Source organism: Rhodococcus sp. G6(2025), assembly GCF_058628105.1.
In genome coordinates this window covers 1692568-1716572 of the sequence record NZ_CP179750.1, presented here as the reverse complement: position 1 = coordinate 1716572, position 24005 = coordinate 1692568, and the positions used below count along the sequence as shown (strand labels likewise).

Annotated in this window: 18 protein-coding genes and 1 pseudogene; 14 read left to right on the top strand and 5 right to left on the bottom strand. The window is 69.6% G+C overall.

Annotated features, from left to right (window positions below; translation table 11 throughout):
- The first annotated feature begins 34 nt into the window (after positions 1-34).
- Positions 35-1381: a 3-oxoacyl-ACP reductase gene (locus ACLIVD_RS07885; protein ID WP_283351629.1), complete on the top strand. Its 1347-nt coding sequence runs from the start codon at positions 35-37 to the stop codon at positions 1379-1381.
- Positions 1381-2244 (top strand): MaoC/PaaZ C-terminal domain-containing protein, encoded by an 864-nt coding sequence (locus tag ACLIVD_RS07880; protein ID WP_491932219.1) that lies wholly within the window; start codon positions 1381-1383, stop codon positions 2242-2244. The genes ACLIVD_RS07885 and ACLIVD_RS07880 overlap by 1 nt, the downstream gene beginning before the upstream one ends.
- A gap of 48 nt (positions 2245-2292) precedes the next feature.
- Here the strand turns inward: ACLIVD_RS07880 and ACLIVD_RS07875 are convergent, their stop codons facing one another.
- Positions 2293-2892 (bottom strand): TetR/AcrR family transcriptional regulator, encoded by a 600-nt coding sequence (locus ACLIVD_RS07875; protein ID WP_491932218.1) that lies wholly within the window; start codon positions 2890-2892, stop codon positions 2293-2295.
- Between the two features lie 102 nt (positions 2893-2994).
- Entirely contained in the window at positions 2995-4170 is a 1176-nt protein-coding gene (locus ACLIVD_RS07870; RefSeq protein ID WP_283330885.1) for a glycoside hydrolase family 3 N-terminal domain-containing protein, read from the bottom strand.
- 118 nt (positions 4171-4288) lie between these two features.
- Here ACLIVD_RS07870 and ACLIVD_RS07865 point away from each other — a divergent pair, with 118 nt between their 5' ends.
- The 4 genes from ACLIVD_RS07865 (at position 4289) to ACLIVD_RS07850 (ending at position 10544) form a co-directional block, all read left to right on the top strand.
- Positions 4289-4756 carry a universal stress protein gene (locus ACLIVD_RS07865; RefSeq protein WP_005243718.1) on the top strand — a complete coding sequence of 156 codons (468 nt, stop codon included), beginning with the start codon at positions 4289-4291 and terminating at the stop codon, positions 4754-4756.
- Between the two features lie 29 nt (positions 4757-4785).
- Positions 4786-5877 carry an isochorismate synthase gene (locus ACLIVD_RS07860; protein WP_317569993.1) on the top strand — a complete coding sequence of 364 codons (1092 nt, stop codon included), beginning with the start codon at positions 4786-4788 and terminating at the stop codon, positions 5875-5877.
- Between the two features lie 127 nt (positions 5878-6004).
- The gene (locus ACLIVD_RS07855) at positions 6005-6178 is read left to right on the top strand and encodes a DUF2613 domain-containing protein (protein ID WP_005258546.1); all 174 of its coding nucleotides are present in this window, start codon (positions 6005-6007) and stop codon (positions 6176-6178) included.
- A 46-nt stretch (positions 6179-6224) separates the two neighbouring features.
- Complete coding sequence (locus ACLIVD_RS07850; RefSeq protein ID WP_491932217.1) at positions 6225-10544, top strand: DUF3367 domain-containing protein; 4320 nt, start codon at positions 6225-6227, stop codon at positions 10542-10544.
- A gap of 23 nt (positions 10545-10567) precedes the next feature.
- Here ACLIVD_RS07850 and ACLIVD_RS07845 read toward each other — a convergent pair.
- A pseudogene (locus tag ACLIVD_RS07845) lies at positions 10568-11614 on the bottom strand (acyltransferase family protein); the annotation flags it as partial.
- Positions 11615-11834: 220 nt separating this feature from the next.
- Here ACLIVD_RS07845 and pgfA point away from each other — a divergent pair.
- Positions 11835-12989: a cell envelope lipid trafficking protein PgfA gene (pgfA, locus tag ACLIVD_RS07840; protein WP_283330882.1), complete on the top strand. Its 1155-nt coding sequence runs from the start codon at positions 11835-11837 to the stop codon at positions 12987-12989.
- Between the two features lie 136 nt (positions 12990-13125).
- Here pgfA and ACLIVD_RS07835 read toward each other — a convergent pair whose 3' ends face one another.
- Positions 13126-14325 (bottom strand): polysaccharide biosynthesis protein, encoded by a 1200-nt coding sequence (locus ACLIVD_RS07835; RefSeq protein ID WP_477951792.1) that lies wholly within the window; start codon positions 14323-14325, stop codon positions 13126-13128.
- Positions 14326-14388: 63 nt separating this feature from the next.
- On the opposite strand from ACLIVD_RS07835, the gene ACLIVD_RS07830 reads away from it, so the two are divergent.
- On the top strand, positions 14389-16110 hold the full coding sequence (locus ACLIVD_RS07830; protein WP_491932216.1) for an MmpA family trehalose lipid delivery protein: 1722 nt from the start codon (positions 14389-14391) through the stop codon (positions 16108-16110).
- On the opposite strand, the gene ACLIVD_RS07825 is transcribed toward ACLIVD_RS07830, so the two are convergent.
- Complete coding sequence (locus tag ACLIVD_RS07825; RefSeq protein ID WP_280780861.1) at positions 16051-17271, bottom strand: glycosyltransferase family 4 protein; 1221 nt, start codon at positions 17269-17271, stop codon at positions 16051-16053. The two genes, ACLIVD_RS07830 and ACLIVD_RS07825, sit on opposite strands and share 60 nt — an antisense overlap.
- A 174-nt stretch (positions 17272-17445) precedes the next feature.
- On the opposite strand from ACLIVD_RS07825, the gene ACLIVD_RS07820 reads away from it, so the two are divergent.
- From ACLIVD_RS07820 to ACLIVD_RS07795, 6 genes are all read left to right on the top strand, one after another.
- Complete coding sequence (locus ACLIVD_RS07820) at positions 17446-18201, top strand: class I SAM-dependent methyltransferase (protein WP_280780860.1); 756 nt, start codon at positions 17446-17448, stop codon at positions 18199-18201.
- Positions 18202-18203: 2 nt separating this feature from the next.
- Positions 18204-19091, top strand: a complete 888-nt coding sequence (locus ACLIVD_RS07815; protein WP_491932215.1) for an ROK family protein — start codon at positions 18204-18206, stop codon at positions 19089-19091.
- A gap of 80 nt (positions 19092-19171) precedes the next feature.
- Positions 19172-20341: a phosphotransferase family protein gene (locus ACLIVD_RS07810; RefSeq protein ID WP_283351622.1), complete on the top strand. Its 1170-nt coding sequence runs from the start codon at positions 19172-19174 to the stop codon at positions 20339-20341.
- Positions 20338-21483: an Rv3169 family protein gene (locus ACLIVD_RS07805; protein ID WP_283351621.1), complete on the top strand. Its 1146-nt coding sequence runs from the start codon at positions 20338-20340 to the stop codon at positions 21481-21483. The genes ACLIVD_RS07810 and ACLIVD_RS07805 overlap by 4 nt, the downstream gene beginning before the upstream one ends.
- A gap of 28 nt (positions 21484-21511) precedes the next feature.
- Positions 21512-22960 carry an aldehyde dehydrogenase gene (locus tag ACLIVD_RS07800; RefSeq protein WP_283351620.1) on the top strand — a complete coding sequence of 483 codons (1449 nt, stop codon included), beginning with the start codon at positions 21512-21514 and terminating at the stop codon, positions 22958-22960.
- 73 nt (positions 22961-23033) lie between these two features.
- The gene (locus tag ACLIVD_RS07795) at positions 23034-23993 is read left to right on the top strand and encodes a cation diffusion facilitator family transporter (protein ID WP_280780631.1); all 960 of its coding nucleotides are present in this window, start codon (positions 23034-23036) and stop codon (positions 23991-23993) included.
- Positions 23994-24005 lie beyond the last annotated feature (12 nt).

Here is a 24005-nt window from a genome sequence, read left to right as displayed (position 1 = left end):
GACTGACCGCCAAACGACGACAGAAGGTAGGACCGTGGCAGCCAGCAAGGGAGCTCCCGACCTCTATTCCCAGTTCCTCTCATCCGCACCCGGCGCATTCATCGCCGCGAAAGCAGGACTGCCGCGACCCGAGAACCTGCGGCGATACAAGCACGGCGAACCGCCGCTCGCCGGCCCGGTCCTGATCGGCGGCAAGGGCCGTCTCGTCGAGCCGTTGCGCGAACTGCTGTCCGACTACCCCGCCGCGGGATCGGGTGACGACACGTACGGCGCATTGGTGTTCGACGCCACAGGCATCGGTTCGGTCACCGAACTCGAGCAGTTGTTCGAGTTCTTCCAGCCGGTCGTCCGCAACCTCGCGCCGTCCGCGCGCGTCGTCGTCATCGGCACCACCCCCGAGGAGACGTCCGGCGTCGACGAGCACATCGCCCAGCGCGCGCTCGAGGGCTTCACCCGCAGCGTCGGCAAGGAGGTCAAGCGCGGCGCCACGGCTCAGCTCGTCTACGTCTCGCCGAAGGCCTCCGCAGGACTGTCGGGTCTCGAATCCACGCTGCGGTTCCTGCTGTCGGCCAAGTCCGCGTTCGTCAGCGGCCAGGTCATCCGGGTCGGCGCCGAGGATTCCGTCGCACCCGCCGACTGGGACAAGCCGCTCGACGGGAAGGTCGCCATCGTCACCGGTGCGGCCCGCGGCATCGGCGCGACCATCGCCGAGGTCCTCTCCCGCGACGGCGCGCACGTCATCTGCGCCGACATTCCGGCCGCCGGTGAGGCGCTGTCGGAAACCGCCAACAAGGTCGGTGGCACGTCCCTCGCGCTGGACGTGACCGCGGACGACGCGGCCGACAAGCTCGCCGAGTTCGTCCTCGAACGGCACGGCGGCGCGGACATCATCGTCCACAACGCCGGCATCACCCGCGACAAGACCCTCGCCAACATGGACGAAGGCCGCTGGAACATGGTGATCGGCGTCAACCTCCTTGCACCGCAGCGCATCACCGATGCCCTCGTCGCCAAGGGTGCACTGAAGGAAGGTGGCCGCGTCATCGACGTCTCCTCCATCGCCGGTATCGCGGGCAACCGGGGCCAGACCAACTACGGCACCTCCAAGGCCGGTGTCATCGGACTCGTGCAGGCCTCCGCGCCGGTGCTCGCGGCGAAGAAGATCACGATCAACGCCGTCGCACCGGGCTTCATCGAGACGGCGATGACCGCGGCGATCCCCTTCGCCACCCGCGAGGCCGGACGTCGGATGAGCTCCCTGCTGCAGGGCGGCGAGACCGTCGACGTCGCCGAGACCGTGGCCTACTTCGCGAGCCCCGCGTCCAACGCCGTCACCGGACAGATCGTCCGCGTCTGCGGCCAGAGCCTGCTGGGGGCGTGATGTCCGGCAAGGTCGTGCAACTCACGGAGAAGCCGGGCACCCTCGACATCTACACCCGGGCCGTGCGCAGCGCGCTGCCGGTCATCGGCGCGAGCGGGCACAGCGCCCCGGACACGACGCTGGTCTTGAACGGGGTGCGCGTCGACCCCGACAACCTGGCGGTGTACGACCGGGTGACCGGGCTGCGATTCGGCGACCACCTGCCGCTGACGTACCCGTTCACGCTGGTGTTCCCGGTCGTGATGAAGCTGATGGTGTCCGACGGTTTCCCCTTCCCCGCCATCGGTTCGGTGCACGCGGAGAACGTCATCGAACAGTTCCGTCCCATCTCGGTGACCGAGCCCCTGGACGTGTCGGTGCACGCGGAGAATCTGCGTGAGCACCGCAAGGGACTCCTGATCGACGTGATCAGCGAGATCCGGGTCGGACGCGAACTGGTGTGGAAGCAGACGTCGACGTTCCTGCGTCAGCAGAAGACGTCGCTGTCCGGTCAGCCCGGTCCCGAGCCGAAGGCCGAGGAGGAGCCGCCGCGTCCGCTGCGGACGCTGCGGGTCGATCAGAAGACGATCGGCAGGTACGCCGCGGTGTCCGGTGACCGGAACCCGATTCACGTGTCGACGTTGGGCGCCAAGGCTTTCGGATTCCCGAAGACCATCGCGCACGGCATGTGGAGTGCGGCCGCTGTCCTCGGGTCGGTGGAGGGCCGGATCCCGGACGCCGTCACGTACAGCGTGCGCTTCGGCAAGCCGATCCTGCTGCCGACCACGCTGAACGTGTACGCCGATCAGACCGGCGACGGCTGGGATCTGTCGATCAAACACCCGAAGAAGGGGTACCCGCACCTCACCGCGACACTGCGCTGACGGGGACGAACGGGACGCTCGTTCGATCTGATCGAACGAGCGTCCCGTTCACTCCTGCTTCTTCTTGCCCGCGAGGCCGCGCCACGCCAGGGATTCCAGCAGATCGGCGGCGGCGTCGACCTCGATCTCGCCGCCGGCGACGCGGTCGGCCACGGCCTCACCCGCACCGACGAGGGCGATGGCGATCAGTTCGAAATCCTGTCCAGGCTGGGGATCCTTGGTGCTGGACTCGAGCAGGTGCGCGGTCAGCTCGATCAGCCGGTCGCGGCTCGACTGCACCGACCCCACGAACGCCTGCTGCCCCATCGCCTGGCGGTACAGCACCATCCACGACTTGCGGTGCTTGCCCACGAATCCGAGAAACCCTTCGAGGGCCCGGCGCAGCTGTTCGCGCGGGCTCAGCCCCGGATCGCCCGCCGGAGCGAGCGCTTCGACGAAGCGCAGGCCCTCGCGTTGGATGCACGCCGCGAACAGTTCGTCCTTGGAACCGTAGTAGAGGTACAGCATCGGCTTCGAGATTTCCGCCTTGGCCGCGATCGCGTCCATGGACGTTTCGTGAAAACCTCTGTCGGAGAAGACGTCGACAGCAGCGTCGAGCATCTGCTGCTCGCGCACTGCGCGCGGCAGTCGCTTGGTGCCGCCGGCCATTCGTCCTCCATCATCGTCGAACCCGCTATCTTACTCTACGGTAATAAAGTGGGCCCGACCGGCGGACGAGAAGAATACCAGCACCCGGTCGCGGACTCCGCACTAGCAGGCGATGACGCCCTTGGCGCGCGCGACGGTCAGGACCGCCTCGTCGACACGCTGCTGCGGCAGCTTGCCCGAGGCCACAACGCTTTCGAGGTGATCGAGCACCCGCGGGACGTCGTCGGTGGTGAGCCACAGGGCGACATCGACACCGGATTCCAGCGCGGTCTCGACGGCGACGGTGATGTCGTAGCGGTCGGTGATCGCCTGCATGCCGCTGAGGTCGTCGGTGAAGATCGGCCCGGTGAACGGCGGCGCCCCGTATCCGGTGCCACCGCGCAGCAGCGCCACGGCGTCGGGACTGATGCTGGCGGGAATCCCGGGTGCGGTCAGACCCGGCACCTCGAGGTGGCCGAGCATGACGCCGACACCCGTGGACACCAGGTTCCGGAACGGGACGAGGTCCTTCGTCTGCAACTGCTCGAGCGGCGGGGTGGTGACGGCCCCGGTGTGTGAGTCGCCGGACGCCGATCCGTGTCCGGGGAAGTGCTTGATGACGGGCAGGATTCCCGCGTCCCGCATTCCGCGCGCATACGCGTCGGCGTAGCGGGTGACCACGGCGGGATCGTCGGAGTAGGAGCGGTCGCCGATCACGCTGTCGTCCGGCTGGCTGCTCACGTCCACGTCGGGGGCGAAGTTCACGGTGACACCGAGGTCCTTCAGTCCGCGACCGCGCTCTAGCGCCATCTGGTACGTCTGTTCCTCCGTCATCGTGGCTGCGGTCTGCCGGGCGGACGGATCGGCACCGAGCAGGTTCTCGACGCGCGACACGCGCCCACCCTCCTCGTCGATCGTCACCATCAGGGGCAGCGACGACGCCGACGCCACCTGGGGAATCTCACGGTTCGCGAGCATGGACTCGTCGGTCCAGCTTCCGACGAAGATGCCGCCGATCTGCTCGTCACGGACCACCTGAGCCGCATCCGCCGTGCCGGTCACTCCGACGTTCAGCAGCTGAGCGAGCTTGCGCCGCAACGGCAAAGACTGCAGGAACTCCGTCTCGCACGACGCCGGCGCGGCGGCGGGCGCTGCGGTGCCGGTGTGCGACGCCGGCTCGACGGAGGACGGCGACGGTGTCGCCGACGACGACTCCGCGACCGTCCCGCCACCACCCGACGAACATCCGGCGACGAGGCCGGTACAGGCAGCGAGCGCGAGTGCATACTTGATCCGCATGGGTTCGACGGTAGCCCAGTTCGCCGTCGGCACCCCCGCGGCAGGCGCCGAATCGACGACCGCTGCCGCCCGTCTTGGTAATCTGGACACAGAGGAAGCCCGTACTCAGGAGGTCGTAGTGCCCGGTGGTTTGATGTTGATCGCCTACGACGGATCCGACAACGCCAAGCGTGCGGTGGAGTGCGCAGGTCGTTTCCTCGCCTCCAATCGCGCTGTGCTGGTGACGGTGTGGGAGCCGATGGTCCGTCAGGCCGCCCGCATGTCAGGTCTGTCCGGTGTGATGCAACCCGAGTGGGTGCCCGACGAGGAGACCGAGGACGTCGCGTTCTCCGACGCCAAGGTCACCAACGAAGAGGGTGTCCAACTCGCCGAGGCCGCGGGACTCGCCACCGAGGGTCGCTGCATCGAGTGCACCAGCACGATCTGGACGGCCATCGTCGAGACGTCCGACGAACTCGCGGTCGACATCATCGTCACCGGCACTCGGGGCACCACCGGCCTGCGGTCGTTGCTGCAGAGCAGCGTCGCCGACCACGTGTTGCGCCACAGTCACCGCCCGGTGCTGATCGTGCCTCCCGGGAAGTAGTCCGGACGCCCGACTACTGTCGGGTGACCATGGACGGCTTCCTTCTCTCCCGCGCCGACCGGACGTTGCGTACGTCCGGTGCGCGGCACGGGTACGACACCGCGGCAGCCGCTGTCGCGGCCCTCGCGAACGGTGATACCGAGTTGATCGTCGGAGCGCTGCCGTTCGATCCCCAGCGTCCTGCCGCGCTGACCGCCCCGGAATCGTGGGAGTTCACGGACGGTCCGTGGCGGCCCGGCACCGTTCCCGACCTCCCGCCCGTACGCCTCACGCGACAAATCCCCGACCCCGCCGAGCACGTGGTGCGGGTGCGGTCCCTCGTCGACCGCCTGCGCGAGGGCATCCTCGGCAAGGTGGTGGCCGCACGCAGCGTGACCCTCCGTTCGGACACTCCCATCTCCGCAGAAGCGTTGGCCGCGAGAATGATTCACCAGAATCCCACCGCGAACGGGTTCGCCGTCGACCTCTCCGCGGCCGGCGAGGGCTTCCGCGGACGCAGCCTCGTCGGCGCCAGTCCCGAGGTGCTGCTCAGTCGGCGCGGGCGACGCGTCACCTGCCGTCCCCTCGCCGGAACAGCCCCGCGGCGCGCCGATCCGGAGGCCGACGAGAAGGAAGGTCGCGGCCTCCTGGAGTCCACGAAGAACCTGGCCGAGCACGCGTTCGTCACTGCCTGGATCAGGGAGGTCCTGGCGCCGCTTTGCACCGAGTTGACCGTCCCGGACTCCCCGGTTCTGACGAGCACGCACGAGGTGTGGCATCTCGCGACCCCCATCGAAGGCGTGCTGCGCGACGCGTCGACCAGCGCTTTGAGCCTGGCCACCCGGTTGCACCCGACCCCCGCGGTGTGCGGCACCCCCACCGACCTCGCCCTCGCGACCATCCGGGACGCCGAGGAGGATCGGCGGTTCTACGGCGGCGCCGTCGGGTGGTGCGACGGCGACGGCGACGGCGACTGGGTGGTGGCCATCCGCTGCGCCGAGATCGCCGCGGACGGACTCGAGGCACTGGCGACGGCGGGCGGGGGCATCGTCGCCGAGTCCGACCCGGAGTCCGAACTCGACGAGACGACCACCAAACTGCGCACGCTGCTCCGGGCGCTCGGCGTGCAGCAGAGCCTGTGAACTGCAGAAACGGTGGCCCACGAGCACCAATCAGCAGTTCGGCGGCCCGTGGGTGATACCTTGACCCGAGCAATTCGTACGCGGGAGTAGCCGTGTGCGTCGATGGCACGACGGTGGGAGATGTCTGATGGGGAAGTTCCTTGTGCCCGGTGTGGTCAGCGCCGTGGTCGGTGTCGCTCTCGGCACCGTGGCGACGCTCGGCATCACCGCAGCCGCACAGGACAACACGCGTCCCGAGATCGACCGCAGCGGCAACGCGGATTCCTCGCTCCTGAACCAGGTTGAGTACGGCAGCCGCTGAGAGCGCCGGCTCAACAAGTTCCCGCACTTCCCCCGAGTCGGCGGCCATGTCGTCCATGGCGCCCTCGGCGGAGCCTCTGTCACGGCGGTGGCTGTTCGGCGCCTCTGTCGTAGCGTTTCTTCTCGCGTTTCTCCAAACCCCCGGCCGGCTCGCCGCTGACACCAAGTACGACCTGTCCCAGAATCCGATCGGATTCCTGGAACGGGCCGCGCATCAGTGGAGCAGCCAGGCCCCCATGGGCCAGGTGCAGAACCAGGCCTACGGCTACTTCTTTCCGCACGGCGCGTTCTTCGCGCTCGGCGACGTCCTGAGCGTCCCGCCGTGGATCACCCAGCGGATCTGGTGGGCCCTGCTGCTCGTCGCCGGATTCTGGGGCATCGTCCGTCTCGCCGAGGCGCTCGGCGTCGGCAGCCGTTCGTCCCGCATCATCGCCGGTGTCGCGTTCGCGTTCTCCCCCCGTGTCCTCACCACCCTCGGTTCGATCTCGTCGGAAACCCTCCCGATGATGCTGGCGCCGTGGGTCCTTCTGCCCGTTGTCGTCGCCCTCGCCCATGTGAGTGACAAAGCGTCCCGGGACACACGGTGGCACTCACCTGCACGGCTGGCGGCCCAGTCGGCGCTCGCCGTCGCGTTGATGGGTGCGGTGAACGCCGTCGCGACCGTCGCCGCGTGTCTCGTCGCAGGTCTGTGGTGGATCGCGCACCGGCCGAACCGTCGGTGGTGGGTGTTCACCGCCTGGTGGTTCCCATTCCTGGCACTGGCCACGCTGTGGTGGATCGTGCCGCTGCTACTGCTCGGCAAAGTGAGCCCGCCGTTCCTCGACTACATCGAGTCGTCCGGGGTGACCACGCAGTGGACGTCCCTCGCCGAGATCCTCCGCGGCACCGACAGCTGGACGCCGTTCGTCTCCCCCGAGCGCATCGCAGGCGCGGTCCTCGTCACCCAGCCCGCCGCGGTCGCGGCGACCGGGCTGATCGCCGCCGCCGGTCTCGCCGGACTGTGCATGCGGTCGATGCCGGCCCGCGGTCGCCTCACCCTGATCCTGTTCGTCGGTGTCGCCGGACTCGCGGCCGGGTACATCGGCGAACTAAGCTCCCCGTTCGCCGAGCAGGTGCGACTGTTCCTCGATTCCACCGGGGCACCCCTCCGGAACGTCCACAAACTCGAGCCGCTCGTCCGACTGCCCCTCGTGCTCGGGCTGGCGCACCTGCTGGCGAAGGTGCCGCTGCCCGGGTCCGTGCCGGTCGCGCGGTGGCGCAGCGCGTTCGCGCACCCCGAGCGCGAACCGATGGTCGCGGTGACGAGCCTGGTGCTGGTCGCCCTCACCCTGGCGACGTCGCTGGCGTGGACGGGCAAGCTCGCACCGCGGGGCACGTATTCCGAGGTCCCCGACTACTGGCAGCAGGCCGCCTCGTGGCTGGAGGACAACGCCGGGGGCACGAGCCCCGACGGTTCCGACGCGGAGCGTGCGCTCGTGGTGCCGGGCGCACCGTTCGGCAGCCAGCTCTGGGGTCTCACCCGCGACGAGCCGATGCAGGCGCTGGCGTCCACGCCGTGGGCGTCCCGCGACGCCGTCCCGCTCACCCCGCCCGGCACCATCCGGGCCATGGACTCGATCCAGCGGCTGATCACGGACGGCCGCCCGTCGGATGGCATGGCGCAGACCCTGCTCGGCCAGGGCATCCATTACCTCGTCCTCCGCAACGACCTCGACCCCGAGACGTCGCGGTCGACGCGCCCACTGCTCGCGCACCAGGCCGTTACCGGCTCGCCCGGATTCACGCAGGTCGCGGAATTCGGCGAGGACATCGGTCCCGGCGACGTCGAAGGCCTGGTGATCGACAGCGACCTGCGTCCCCGGTACCCGGCGATCGAGATCTTCGAGGTGTCGATGCCGGACGGTTCGCCGACGACGAGCGGGCCGTACACCGCGAACCTCGACGGCATCCCCCGGGTGCAGGGCGGTCCGGAATCGCTGCAACGCCTGCGGGAGAACGGCGCCCTGCCCGGAGCCGGACCGGTATTGCTGGCCGCGGACGCGACGCGCGCCGGACTGCCGGTCGACGACGTCACCGTCACGGACACGCCCCGGAACCGGGAAACCGATTACGGCCAGGTCGACAATCACAGTTCGGCACTGCGCACCCCGGACGACGCCCGCCGCACGTTCAATCTCGTCCCCGACTATCCGGTGGCGGACACCCCGCTGGTGGAGGGGCAGTGGGAGGGCGCGACGCTGAGCGTGTCGAGTGCGGCGTCCGACGCCACGCAACTCGGCGGCACCTCCCCGGCCAGCAGCGCCGCCGCGACCGTCGACGGTGACCCGGCGACGGGCTGGTTCAGCAACGGCATCGAGCGGGCGCTGGGCCAGTGGCTCCAGATCGACTTCGACACCCCACTCACGAGTTCTCTGCTGCACATCACGACCAGCCCGGCGGCGATCGGCGCCCCCGTCCGCTGGATGGAGGTGTCGACCCCCAACGGCAGCACGGCCGTGAAGGTGGATGCCCCGGGCAAACCGATCGCCGTGTCCGTTCCCGGCGGTGTCACCCCGTGGGTGCGGATCACCGCGACCCGAACCGAGAACGGTTCCGCGGGAACGCAGTTCGGCATCAGCGAGGTGTCGGTCGAGGACTTCTCCCAGCGTGACGCCCCGGTCACCGTGCCGATCCGGTACCGGACCGTGTTGCCTTCCACCCCTCAGGGTGCGTCCGTCTCGGGTTGGGATCTCAGCCAGGAACTCCCCGGCCGCAACTCGTGCGCCGAGTCCCCGGACCGCGTGCGGTGCAGTAACGCCTTCGTCCTGCCGCCCGAGGAGGTCGGCACGTTCGAGAGAACGTTGTCGGTGCCCGAACCCACCGCGGTCACGCCGCAGCTCGTGCTGCGGGCACGGCATGGCGCACCACTGGAAGAGATTCTCACTCAACGGGATTCGCCGTCCGCCCATGGGACCAGCAACATCACCGACCTTCGTGGGTCGGCGTTCGCCGCCACCGACAACGATCCGCGTACCAGCTGGTCGGCGAAGCAGGACACCACCAGCGGCAAGGGCGCGAAACCGACCCTCACGATCGACCTTCCCCAACCCACGCTGGTCACCGGCCTGCAACTGACGCCCAGCGCGGGCGCCGTGCCCGCCGCCCCCGACCGGGTCGCCGTCGACCTCGGGAACGGACCGCAGGTGCGCGACGTCGACGAGGACGAGGACGACGGGACCGTGACGGTCGAACCCCGGGTGACCGACCGGATAGTGCTCAGCCTCGTGTCCTGGAAGAGCACCCTCGATCAGAACGCGCTGGGTTTCGCCCAGCTGCAGCCGGCGGGCCTCGCCGAGGTCGGGGTGCTGGGCGAGGACGGCGTCCTGCTGCCCGGTTCGGGTCCGGCCGACGACGCCGGCGCCCGCCCGGTGACGGTGCCCTGCGAGGAGGGGCCGGTCGTGACGATCGGCGGGCAGCCGGTGCGCACGAGCGTCACGGCAACCGTCGGGCAAGTGCTCTCCGGTGACCCGGTTCCCGCAACCCTCTGTGACACCCCCGGCCCCGTCCCGCTGGGAGCCGGATCCCAGGACGTGACCGTCGACCCGGGGTCGGCGTTCTTCGTCGACAGTCTCCGCCTCGACGCCGGACCGCAGGCCCAGGCCGTTCCGACCGAGCAGGTGTCGGCCACCGCATGGACGGAGAACCACCGGGAACTCACGGTGCCCCGCTCGGACGCCGAGCGCGTCGTCGTCGTCCCCGAGAGCACCAACGTCGGCTGGGTGGCCACCGCACCGGACGGCAGCGAACTGACACCGATCGTCGTGGACGGCTGGCAGCAGGGGTGGATCCTGCCCGCGGGAACCGAGGGGACGGTGACCCTCGACTTCCCCACCGACCACTGGTACCGCCTGGGGATCTTCGGCGGTCTACTCCTGCTGATTCCGCTGATCGCCGCCGCACTGTGGCCGCGCCGCGCACGCGAGCGCGATCCCGGCCCGGCACCGCGGACCTGGGGCAGCGCGACGGTCGGGTGGCTGGGAATCCTCGCTGCCGCCACCGTGATCGGTGGTCCCGTCGGCGCGGCGACGACGGTCGTGGTGACGCTGCTGGCCGTCACCCTCGTCCGGCTACGCGGAACCGCCACCACCGCGCGCGTGCTGGTGGGGGTCGCCGGAGCGTCGACGATGCTCGGCATGGCGATGCTCTCCACCGGCCCGTGGCGCGCACCCGGCGGGTACGTGGGGCACTCGTTCCTCGTTCAGTTCCCGCTGCTGCTGGCGCTCGTCGCCACCGGGCTGGCGGTGCTGCCGCTCGGACGGTCCGTGCTCCTGGCGCGCGCCTCCCAGCGCTTGACGGCGCGGCGAGCAGGTTCCTCCACCAACGCGTAACTGGCCGACGCGACCGCGACGCTCATCACGGTCGTGAGGAACAGGATGTAGACGAAGTGGCCGGTGAACGGAACGAGCCCGAACACCGGAAAGACGATCGACAGCACCGCGAGGTGCCAGATGAAGATGCCGTACGACCAGCGGCCCACTGCGAGAGCGAGCGGACTCGCGAGGTAGCGGTGGGTGGACGTGTCGGACAGCACCAGCGGGGCCATCAGCGCGAAGCTGATGACGGCGCCGAGCGCCATCTTGACGGCGTACTGCCACGGATCGGGACGCACCAGCCCCTCCGGGCCGGCCAGATCGGTCGCGGTGAGCGCGAATGCCACTGCGGCGACGAGAAACATCCGGACGCGATGATGCGCCCAGCGGTGCATTCGCCCGGGCGGACTCACCGCCAGCTCGGCCAGCAACATCCCCGCTCCGAACCAGGGCAGGTACCCCGGCAGCCAGTTGTCGTGATGAATGCCACCCGGCGTCGACACCGGCACGAATGCCCACGTCAGACTCACCGCGATCAACGCGAGAATCGCCGGAACCCGCAGCCGCGCAGCCGGACCCCGCAACCGGACCAGCGCGAACGCCAGCAGCGGAAGCACCAGGTAGAAGGCCACCTCCACCGACAGACTCCACATCTGGGTCAAACCGTCGGTGAGCGTAAGGGGCACGAACACCTGCACGAGACCGAGATTCGCCCACCACGTGCGGTAACTCGCGTTCGCGGTGGGCAGGAACGTCAACACCACCGCCACGGCGACCCAGTACGCGGGCAGGATGCGCGTCGCCCGCGAGATCCAGTACCGGACGATTCCCTGGGCGGGGCCCATCCCCCGCGCCGCCCCGGCATGGCTGCGCCACAACAGGAATCCGGACAGCGCGAAGAAGACCGCCACCGCCAGATCGAATCGTCCCCAGATGCGCCCGAGAACGGGCACGTGCGTCGCACCGGTCTGGAACGCGACGTGCGTCACGAGCACCCCCAGCGCCGCGAGACCGCGCATTCCCTCGAGTGCGGGAATGAAACTGCGCGGCGGTGCGGTCGTGCTCGTGGTGGTGGCCGAGGTGCTCATCACCAACAGTGTGCCTGGTCCGGGGGCTGTGACGGAAAACTCCGTTCGAGTCACTTCGCTGGCGAACGGCCGATGCGTTTACTATCCGATGGGGCAAATGCGCATTCGAGACTGTTAGTGTTTTGCCTCACGTGGTGTCGATGTGGGCTCCATGCGATCCGTGCAGCCGTGCTGCCGGTGGGGGAATCTCAATCGACAGAATTGGGTTAGGAGAGAAAGCATGGCGGAGCGCTCAGGGCCGAGCCGGATACTTGCTTGCATTCTGGTGGGCCTCGGTGCCTTCCTCTTGGCCGTCGCCATTCTCATTCCCACCTACACGGTGGGCAAATTGGAGAAGACGCCCTTGGACCTCGAAGTGACCACGATCGCCGAAGGTTCCGGCAGCGTGCTCAACTCGCAGGCTCTTCTCGCAGGCAAGGCCGAAGTCAACACGAACGTTCCACTGGTGTCACAGCGCTACGTCACCACCGAAGACCCCGCGGACGCGGACGTCGTCACTCTCCAGGCGGGGCAGACGCTGCGTCGCACCGACAAGCAGGGCGACACCGGACTGCTGTCCGCGATCGTCGACCGCAACACCGTCGACCGCAAGACGTCGATGCCGACCAACGACCCGGTGGGCACCATCCAGACGCAGCCCAACCAGCCTGCCGAGGAAGTTCCGCGCGACGGACTGCAGTACAAGTTCCCGTTCAACTCGGAGAAGCAGAGCTACCCCTACTTCGACCTGAACGCGCGCGCCACCCAGGACATCAACTTCGTCGAGGAGACGGAGATCAACGGCCTGAAGGTGTACCACTACAACCAGACGATCGAACCGGTCGACTTGTCGAAGGTGGTCAGCTCGCCCACCAACAAGCTGACGCTGCCCGCCGAGGCGTGGGGCGTCCCCGGTGGCACCCTCCCCGTCACGATGACCCGCTGGTACACCAACGTGCGCGACCTGTGGGTCGAGCCCGAGACCGGTGTCGTCGTCAAGGGCCAGGAGCAGCTGCACCAGTACTACGCCCGCAACAAGGACAAGCCGGAGATCGACGTCCTGAAGGTGGAACTGCCGTTCAACGAGCAGACCATCGAATACCAGGTCCAGCAGGCCAAGGACGGCATGGACAAGATCAGCACGTTCGGTCGCACCGTGCCGATCATCGCCGGCATCCTCGGTGTCATCGCACTGATCGCGGGACTCGTCCTGGGTCTGCGCGGCGGCAAGGGCAGGCAGCCCGCGCACACCGCCGGCGACGACTACCCGCCGAGCGACGGTGGCCGCCACGTCGACCTGGACAAGTCGGAGGCTCCCACCGAGCAGCACGACTGGACCACGGACAAGACGGAAGAGATTCCCGTGCAAGATCCGCGCAGGTACGACGAGCGCTAGACGTAAGGAGCCGGACGCCACGTAGTCCGGTGCGAAGGGGACCTCGGTAGTGCACCGAGGTCCCCTTCGTCGTTCCCGGGGGCGGCCCGTGCGGTGTCGCCCGATGTCACAGGCGGCTCGTCGGACCGCCCGGATGTCAGATCGGGCGCGGGGCATCGCGCCGCGCGCTGCGCACGGCGAGGACGCTGGCGACCAGTGCGGTGCTCGACGCGACCGTCACGGCGACGGCGATGAACTGCCCGATCGTGGACGCGAGGGTCAGCATGCCGGTCATCTCGACGGCGAAGCCGATCCAGGCGATCACGGCGAGGTGCGTCCGCTCCCCCGCGATGGCGGACAGCAGGGCGCCCTGCAGGACGGCCAGGCAGGCACCGTGGAGCGCGAACAGCCACAGCAGCGACTGGACGGGCTGGTATGCGTCGCCGACGAGAAGCGGGACGAGGGGGGCGGCCACCGCGACGGCCGCGACGAGGACCGCGCCGAGTCCGACGAGGACGGCGAGCGCCGACCGGATCGCCTGGACGGAGTGCGCGGGATTCGCCATCCGCGGATAGAGCACCACCCCGACGGCCTGCGGCAGCCAGAACGCGGCCTTGGTGGCGACGGCGCCCAGCGCGTACAGGCCGGCGTCGTCGTTGCTGAGCACGATCCGGGCGATCACCAGGTCCATCGACGACAACGCGATCAGCGCCAATTGCACCTGCGACGCCTTCAGCACGGCCGCGACGCCGATCCGGGTGCTCGACTCCCCGGTGATCGCGGAATCGGCGAACAGGCGCGCACACAGGGCCACCAGCCCCGTGCCGACCGCACTCGCGGCGAGGGCGAGGCCCGGCCCGGCGCCGACGGCCAGAACCACGACCGCGGGTACGACCTTCGCGATACCCGCGGCCGCGAGGACGACGCTGAGCGGACCGAACCGTGCCGCGCCCTGCAGCAGTCCCTGCTCGGTGGCGAGCAGGACCAGGACGGGCGCCGTGATGAGCGCCGAGAACGTGGCGAGCATGCCGGTGTCGAGGGCCCACGACACGAGGGGGGCGAGCAGCATCGCGGCGACCGCGACGATCACCGCGCAGCGGTACCCCAGCAGGCGGACCGCGTGGGCTCCCTTGCCCCGGACCACCTCGCGGGCGACGACGGTCTGCAGCGCGAGAGCGGGGACGGCGAGGACGAGTTGGGCCGCGAGCAGGCTCGCGAACTCCCCGTAGCCGGCCGGGCCGAGCCAGCGGCTCGCCGGCAGATGCAGCAGGTAGGACGCGATGTTCGCGATCATCGAGCCCGCCGTCACCATCGTCACCCCGGCGACCGCCGAGCTGGTGAGGGTCTGGCGTGGCATGCGCCCCATGATGCACTACGTGCCCTGCGAGCCGGGTCGATGCACCACGTATCGTGACGGCCCATGACCGCCCGGCGCCGAGCATCGTTCGTCGCGCCGGTCTACAGCCTCCTTCTGGCGCTGCTGATCCTCGGGCCGCTGCTCGGTCCGGGCTATCTGCTGTTGCGGGACGCGGTCAGCACTCCCCGCTCGTATCTCACCGACTCGGCGCTCGGCCTCACGGACGCCGCCGCGCGGGCCGTGCCGCAGGACGCTCTGCTCGCGACGCTGAGCGTTTTCGTCGACGGCGGCCTGGTGGTGAAGGCGATCCTGCTGCTGGCGCTGTGGGCGGCGGGCTGGGGTGCCGCCCGGATGGTCCGCACCGTCCTGCCGACGGCGGGGCTCGGACCGCAGCTCGTCGCCGCGACGGTGACGGTGTGGAACCCGTACGTCGCCGAGCGACTGCTGCAGGGGCACTGGAGCCTGCTGACCGGGTACGCGGCGCTGCCGTGGACGGTGTGCGCGGCGGTCGCGATTCGACGGGGTCACCGCCGGGGGTGGTTCGCCCTCGCGGCCTGCCTCGCCGCGGCCGGTCTGACCCCCACCGGGGCGTTGCTCGCGGCGGTGACGACGGTGGCCGTCCACGCGCTCCCCGGCGGACGATCGGCCGCGTGGCTCCGGATGACGGGCGCGCTGGGCCTGTTCGTCATCGCGAGCGCGCCGTGGCTGGCGGCCACGGCACTGGCCGGCGGCGGCGGGGACGGCTCCGATCCCGCAGGGGTCGCGGCGTTCGCGGCGCGCGCCGAACCGGGGCTGGCGACCCTGGGCAGTCTCGCCGGACTCGGCGGCGTGTGGAACGAGACCGCCGTCCCGGACACCCGGACCACACTGTTCGCCCTCGTCGGAACGGTCCTGCTGCTCGGGGTCGTCCTGTGCGGACTCCCGGCACTGTGGCGGCGGCGACGGCATCCCGTGGTGGCCGCACTGACAGCGCTCGCGCTGGTGGCGGTGCTGCTGCCTACACTCGGCGCGACCGCGTGGGGACTCGACGTCGGCCGCTGGCTGGTGCAGAACGTCCCCGGCGCGGGATTGCTCCGGGACGCGCAGAAATGGGTGGCGCTCGCGGCGCCGCTGTATGCGCTCGCCGCCGCGGCCGCGGTACTGCGACGCCCCGGCACGTGGTCCGTCTCGGCCGTCCTGGTCGTGCTGCTCGCCCTCCCCGACCTCGCGTGGGGCGTCGGGGGCGCGCTGCGCCCGGTCCACTATCCGCCGTCGTGGGAGCAGGTGGCCGCCGAGGTGGCGCACGAGTCGGACAGCGGGGACGTCGCCGTGCTGCCCACCGGCATGTTCCGCAAGTTCTCCTACAGCGGTGCCGCTCCCGTCCTGGACCCCGCCCCGAGGATGCTGCCGGATGACGTGCTGCAGACGGGCGAGCTGGTGGTGGCCGGTGGCACGGTGACGGGCGAGGGGTCCCGGGCGCAGCAGGTGGAACGGGTGCTGCTCACCGGCGGTTCCGCCGCCGAACTCGCGCCGCTGGGCGTCCGGTGGGTCCTGGTCGAGCGCGACACGCCCGGGCCGCGCGGCGAATCTGCGACCACCCTGGCCGGTCTGGAGCGACAGTTCTCGGACGGGCATCTGGAGCTGTATCGCCTCGGCGGCGACGTCGCGCGGCACGAGGCGTCCGACCGGGCGCGTGCGACGGTGGTCGCGGCCCACGTGCTGTGGGGCCTGCTGCTGGCCGGCGGTCTACTCGGCGCGGGCGTGCTCGAGGCCCGGACGCGCCAGCGCCGGCGACACCAGCCCTGACGTCCGTAGGCCCGCGGCCGTGCCCGCCAGCACCTCGTGGACGCCGTTACCGGTGTGCTTCCAGGAGAACTCACCCGCGCGGACCCGTGCCTTCTCGCCGAGGACCATGCGCGTCTCGGGGTCGAGCAGGAGGGTGTTGACGGCCGCGGTCAGTTCGCCGACGTCGGCCGTCGCCGCTTCCGCACTGCCGACCAGCACACCGGTCACGCCGTCGACGATCGAATCCGTCAGCCCCTTGGAGCTGCGGTAACCGACGGTCGGGACCCCGTGCTGTGCGGCCTCGATGACGGCCAGACCCCAGCCCTCCTTGCGGGACGGCATGACGTGCACCCAGGACTGCGACAGCAACTGGTGCTTACGGGTTTCGTCGACGTGCCCGTGGAACGTGACGGCGTCGCCGATGCCCAGTTCGTGCGCGCGGTCGCGGAGATTCTGTTCCCACCAGCCGCCACCGATGACGTCGAGGTGCACATCGGCGATCGTGGGACGCAACGCCGCGACGGTCTCGAGGGCGTCCTCGATCTGCTTGTGCGGCACCAGCCGGGACAGGACGCACACACTGGGGTGCACGGTCCGGGTGTCGGCGCCGCCGATGTCCACGCCGACAGGAATGTCGTCGGCGCCGTTGCGTACCACCGCGATCCGTTCGCGCTCGACACCGAGTTCGACGAGTTCGTCGGCGGACGGCAGCGACACGGTGAGGTACTGGTCGTCCCGGTGGGTGCGCGGCGACAACCGTGATTCCACCCACCAGCCGATCTTGCCCATCAACCGGCCCGCCACGGGCCACTGCTCGCGATGACAGTGATGCACGAGCAGCGTCACGGGTGCACCGGCGACGACGCGGGAGAAGAACGGGATGCCGTTCTGGGTGTCGATGACGGCGTCGGGCCGGATACCTCGCAGCGGTCCGAAGCCGAGCCGGCCCGCGGCGATCGCGGCGAGGGCGCGGGGGTAGACGCTGTACCGTCCGCCCGCCCGGCTGATCTCGATGCCGTCGACGGTCTCCTTCTTGGCGGCGCCGCGGTAACCGGCGGTGCGGAGGGTGACCTTGATTCCCCGCGCCGCGAGCTGGGCGCCGACCTCCTCGAGGTACCGCTCACTGCCGCCGCCCTGCGGGTGACCGGTGTCGCGCCAGCAGAGCAGCAGAACCTCTCGCACGTTCATATACTCCTGTGGTCGGTGCGGTACATGTGGTCTCGGGGCGGGACGTTCCGCGCTGTAGTCCCCGAACACCCTATCGGTCGCGTTCCACCGGATGTTGCAGCCACCGCGAACGGATTGCGGCCCCGGCGGCTGCACTCGCTAAGGTTCAGTCTCGTGACGACGCCTCCCGTGACCCGGCGATTCGGTCGACGGGCAACGCTGAAGCGGTCGTTCGGCCTGCTCAGCGACTTCCGGCACGAACAGACCGCACCCGACCTGTTCTACGGCGCCCTCGCCCGCGACTCCGTCGAACTGATCGGTGACCTGTACGGCGGTCTCACCGACTCGGATCTCACCGGGACGACGGTCCTGGACGTCGGCGGCGGCCCCGGTTACTTCGCGGACGTGTTCCAGCGGGCCGGCGCCCGGTACGTCCCGGTGGAGCCGGATCCGTCCGAGATGCATGCGGCGGGCCTCGCCGTGGGCGGCGCGGTCCGCGGGTCGGGGTTGGCGCTGCCGTTCCGGACGTCGTCGGTGGACATCTGCTTCTCCTCCAACGTCGCCGAACACGTCAGCGAACCGTGGGCAATGGCGGACGAGATGGTCCGGGTGACGAAACCAGGCGGCCTGATCGTGCTGTCCTACACGTTGTGGTGGGGCCCGTTCGGCGGCCACGAGACCGGGCCGTGGCATGCACTGGGCGGTGAGTACGCCGCCCGCCGCTACCTGCGCAAGAACGGCCGAGAACCCAAGAACCGCTACGGTGTCTCGCTGTTCAAAGTGGGTGCGGCCGACGGGCTTCGGTGGGCCCGGCGCGCCCCGGACGCGGACTTCCTGGCGGCCTTCCCCCGCTACCACCCGCGCTGGGCGTGGTGGATGGTGCGCGTCCCCGGACTGCGGGAGTTCCTGGTGAGCAATCTCGTTCTCGTGATGCGGAAGCACTGACCGTGGTCGCGCTGGCTCTCGACATCGGTGGCACCAAGATGGCCGCCGGGATCGTCGACGCGGACGGCACGGTGCCGCATCCGGCGACCATCCCCACGCCGGAGACCGGCGTCGCGGACGCGTGCGCCGCGCTGCTGCGCGAGGTTGCGGGAGCGGCGACGATCACGTCGGTCGGCATCGCGTGCGCGGGACCGGTCGACACGGTCGCCGGCACCGCGTCACCCATCAACATCGACGAGTGGTCGGGCGGATTCGGCCTGGTCGGCTTGGTGCAGGAACTTTTTCCCGGCGTCCCCGCGAGGCTGGCGATGGACGGTGCCGCCGCCGCTCTCGGCGAGCATCACCACGGTGCCGGGCGCGGTGCCCCCGACCTGCTGAGCCTGGTCGTGTCCACCGGTATCGGCGGCGGAGTGGTCCTCGGCGGCCGCATCGCCACCGGCCGGACCGGAAACGCGGGTCACATCGGTCACCTGGTGGTCCCCGGCGGAACCGAGCCGTGCACGTGCGGCGGGGTGGGGTGTCTGGAGACGGTGGCGAGCGGACCCTCGTCCGTGCGCTGGGCCCGCTCCCGGGGATGGCGCGGCACGACGGGCGTCGAATTGGCGAGGGCCGCCGCGGACGGGAACGACGTCGCCGTGGCCGCCCTCGACCGCGCGGGGACCGCACTGGGGCAGGCCATCGCGTCCGCGGCAGCCCTCCTCGACGTCGATCTCGCGGTGATCGGTGGCGGATTCGCGCAGGCCGGACCCGCGTTGTGGGACCCGATGCGCAGGGCCGCCGCCCGCCACGCCCGGTTGTCGTTCGTCGCGGATCTGCGGGTGGTCCCGGCGGAACTCGGCGCCTCCGGAACCCTCGTCGGGGCGGGAGTCCTGGCCGTCGACGAGGGCTGACGCAGCGGGATCTCCTCACCTGTTCCGAAATTCTGTAACGTGTTCTAGTGTTCAGGGTCACACCACGTTCAGGAGAGGAGGTGACCGTGAGCGCGAGCACTGCCCGATCCGCCGACGACTCCGATCACTCGTCCGAAGTCGCCCGGCCCACTGACTCCCGCCGCGATCCGGAGGTGCTGCGAGACGCGCTGCAACGCTGGCTCGCCGCCCAATTGCCCGCCGACGCCGCACCAGAGGTCACGCACGTCCACCTCCCCGACGCCAACGGCATGTCGAGCGAGACCATCCTGTTCGACGCCACCTGGTCCGGAGAGGTTCACCCACTGGTCGCGCGGGTCGCGCCTGCCGACACGACGATGCCCGTCTTCCCGGAGTACGACCTCGACGGACAGTTCCAGGTGATGGCACAGGTCCGGGAACACTCCGCCGTCCCGGTCCCGGTCGTCTACTGGTCCGAATCCGATCCCGGTCCGCTGGGCGCCCCGTTCTTCGTCATGGCCCGCGTCTCCGGGCAGGTCCCGCCGGACGTGATGCCCTACAACTTCGGGTCGTGGGTGACGGAGGCGACCGAGGAGCAGCGCGCGCTGCTGCAGCACAGTGCGGTGAATGTGCTTGCGCAGCTGCACGACATCGACCGACCGTGGGAGCGGTTCGCGTTCCTGCGACTGCCCGGCTCCGGTCCCACCGTCACCGAGGCGCTCGCCGCGCACATCCGGCAGCAACGCGACTACTACGAATGGACGACGCTGTCCGGTCCCCGGTCCCCGCTGATCGAACGCGGCTTCGCGTGGATGGAGGAGAACCTCCCGGACGACCCCTCCCCCGCCGTGTTCTGCTGGGGCGACGCCCGTATCGGCAACATGATGTTCGAGGACTTCCGGCCCGTGGCCGTACTCGACTGGGAGATGGTCGCACTCGGGCCCCGCGAACTCGACCTGGGCTGGATGACGTACCTGCACCGGTTCTTCGAGGACATCGCCGCGGCCGCCGGACTCGACGGGATGCCCGACTTCCTGCGCCTCGACGACCTCGCCGCCCTGTACGAGGAGCTGACGGGCCACACGCCCCGCGATCTCGAGTACTACACCGCCTACGCGGCACTGCGGCAGGCCACCATCATGCTGCGGATCCAGGAGCGCGCCATCCACTTCGGACAGGCCGTCGCTCCGGAGGACCCGGACGACATGATCATGCACCGCGCGTCGCTGGAGGCGATGCTCGACGGCACGTACTGGGAGAAGATCCGATGACCGCCGACTACGCGGGAAATCCGCTCTCCCCGATGGACGACTACCCCATCCATCAGGTGGCCGAACCCATCCGGCGCGTCGCCACGTCCGACCGCAACTTCTACGACCGCTACTACTTCAACTGCTATCCCTCGGCCGAGTCCGACCTCTTCCTCATCATCGGTCTCGGTCAGTACCCCAATCTCGGGGTGACGGACGCGTTCGCGGTGCTCCGCCGCGGCGACGACCACATCGTCGTCCGCGGGTCGGCGGCGCTGGGTCACGACCGCGCCGTCAGCACCGTCGGTCCGTTCCGCGTCGAGGTCCTCGAGGGTCTGCAACGCTTGCGGGTGGTGCTCGAGCCCGGCGACTACGACCTCTCCTTCGATCTCACCTTCGACGGCGCGATCCCCGCGACGCTGGAGCCCCGCCACTTCCGCAGGCAACTCGAGCGCGTCACGTTCGATACGAGCCGATTCGTCCAGACCGGCACCTGGGCAGGCGAACTCACGATCGACGGGCAGAGGCGCCCCGTCACCCCCGACACCTGGCGCGGCAACCGCGACCGGTCGTGGGGGGTGCGCCCCGTCGGCGAGTCCGAGCCGCCCGGACGGCGCGCGGTCGACGGGATCCAGAACTTCTTCTGGATCTACTCGGTGATGCAGTTCGACGACTACTCCGTCTCCGTCGTCCTGCAGGAGGACGAACTCGGCAGGCGCATCGTCGAGGAAGCCGTCCGCGTCTGGCCGGACGCCGACCGCGAACCCGAATGGCTGGGCCGACCCGAACACGAGCTGAAGTTCGAACCGGGGACACGCGACGTCACGTCGGCGTCGCTGAGTTTCCACCGCCCGACCGGCGAGGTCGTCACCGTCACCTGCGACCTGCTGGTTCCCAACTACATCGGTATCGGCACGGGGTACGGCCTCGAAGCCGATTGGCGTCACGGCATGTGGCAGGGCGAACTCGTGGTGCAGGGACTGCGCAAACGCGCGTCCGAGATCGAACCGGGACTCCGGATGTTCTGCCCCGTCGACAATCTCACCCGCTTCCGGCTCGAGGACGGCGGCGAGACCGTCGTCGGGACAGGGCTGTTCGAGGTCGCGGCGATCGGCCCACACGCACGGTACGGATTCGACAGTTTCACCGACACCGCCTCCTGACCGGGGGAACGACACGAGGAATGGACTCATGACCGACTACGACAAGCTCTACATCGGCGGCAAGTGGGTGGCCCCGGCCACCGATCAGGTGCTCGAAGTGTTCTCCCCGGCAACCGAGGAACGCGTCGGCAGCTGTCCCGTCGCGTCGCCGGCCGACATCGACGACGCCGTCGCCACGGCCCGGCGGGCATTCGACGAAGGTCCGTGGCCGCAGACCACTCCCGCCGAGCGCGGCGAGATCCTCGCGAAGGCGGCGAAACTCATCGAGGAGCGCGGCGACGCCCTCAACGCGCTGATCTCGTCCGAGATGGGTCAGCCGCCCGCGATGGTCGGGATGATGCAGCAGACGCCGTCGCTCGCGACCCTCAACTTCTACGCCGGTCTCGCGAACGAGTTCGAGTGGGAGCAGACCCGCACCGGCGCGTTCGGGCAGACGAAGGTGCTGCGGGAGCCCGTCGGTGTGGTGGCCGCGGTCCTCGCCTGGAACGTGCCACTGTTCCTCGCCGTCAACAAGCTGTCCCCGGCGCTGCTCGCGGGCTGCACCGTCCTGCTGAAGCCGGCACCCGAATCCCCGCTCTCCACGCACCTTCTCGCCGAGATCTTCGCGGAGGCGGGGGTTCCCGAGGGTGTCATCTCCGTCCTGCCCGGCGGCGCCGAGACCGGCGAATACCTGGTGTCGCATCCCGGCATCGACAAGATCACGTTCACCGGCAGCAGTCCCGTGGGCCGCAAGATCGGGGCGATCGCCGCACAGAACCTCAAGCGCTGCTCCCTCGAACTGGGCGGCAAGTCGGCGGCCATCATCCTCGAGGACGCCGACCTCGCGTCCACGATGCCGATGCTGGTGATGTCCGGACTCATGAACACCGGGCAGGCATGCGTCGCGCAGACCAGGATCCTCGCCCCGCGTTCCCGCTACGACGAGGTGTTGGACGCCCTCGTGGCGGGTGCCGGATTCATGACCGTCGGCGATCCGTCCGACCCGGCCGCGCAACTCGGTCCGCTGATCTCCGAGAAGCAACGCGACCGCGTCGAGGGCTACATCGCCAAGGGCAAGGAACAGGGCGCCCGCGTGGTGCTCGGCGGCGGCCGTCCGGAAGGCCTCGACAAGGGCTGGTACGTGGAGCCGACCATCTTCGCGGACGTCGACAACTCGATGACGATCGCCCGCGAGGAGATCTTCGGACCCGTCCTGTCCGTGATCCCCTACGACTCCGAGGACGAGGCGATCAAGATCGCCAACGACTCCGACTACGGACTCGCCGGCTCGGTGTACACCACCGATATCGATCACGGTCTCGCCGTCGCGAAGCAGATCCGCACCGGCACCTACGCCATCAACTGGTACGCGTTCGACCCCGGCTCACCGTTCGGCGGCTACAAGGCCTCCGGCATCGGTCGCGAGAACGGACCGGAGGGGCTCGAAGCGTTCTGCGAGACCAAGTCCGTCCTCATGCCGCCCGGCTACACGGGGTAGGCGGCTTCGCCGCCCGTGCGCCTTTCTGGTTGCTGCAGCTACCAGAAAGGCGCACAGGCGTTAGCGTGATCGGGTGACCGCATCGACCCCGGACACCACCCGCGACGCCGACGGTGAGAGTGCACTCACCGTCGTTCTCGCGTTCGGCGCGAACATTCTGATCGCACTGGCCAAGACCGTCGCCGCCGTGGTTACCGGCTCGGCGTCGATGGTGGCGGAGGCCGCCCACTCGTGGGCCGACTCGGGCAACGAGATCCTGCTCCTGATCGCCAATTCGCGGGCCAAGCGCACGCCGGACCGCATCCATCCGCTCGGGTACGGGCGCGAGGCCTACGTGTGGTCGATGTTCGCGGCGCTCGGGCTGTTCGCGCTGGGCGCGGGGGTGTCCGTCACGCACGGCATCCAGGAGCTCGTGCACGCCGAGCCGGCTACGAACTTCGCCGTCGCATACGTCGTGCTCGGTGTCTCGTTCGTGCTCGAGTCCATCTCCTTCCAGCAGGCGTACCGACAGTTGCGCGCCGAGGCCATCGCCATCGACCGCGACGTCCTGGCCCACGCACTCCGCACGTCCGATCCGACCACCCGGGCCGTGTTCGCGGAGGACGCCGCGGCGCTCATCGGTTTGGTCATCGCGTTCCTGGGCGTTCTGCTGCACCAGATCACGGGATCGGCGATCCCCGACGCAATTGGCTCCATCCTGGTCGGGATCCTGCTCGGCGTCATCGCGCTGATTCTGATCGACCGCAACCGGCGATTCCTGATCGGCGAGGAGGCATCCCCCGCCCTGCGCCAGGCCGGCATCGAGGCGCTCGAGGCGCTGCCCGAGGTCGACCGGGTGACGTTTCTGCGCATGGAGTACCTGGGACCACGACAGGCGTACCTGGTGGCGAGCGTCGACCTGGTCGGTGACTACGCGGAGTCCCGTGTCGCCCATACCCTCCGCGACCTCGAGGCCCGGCTCGAACGGAGCTCGCACGTGGTCCGCGCGATACTCACCCTGTCGACAGAGGACGAGCCGACGATCACCGTGTGAGATCGCCGGCTC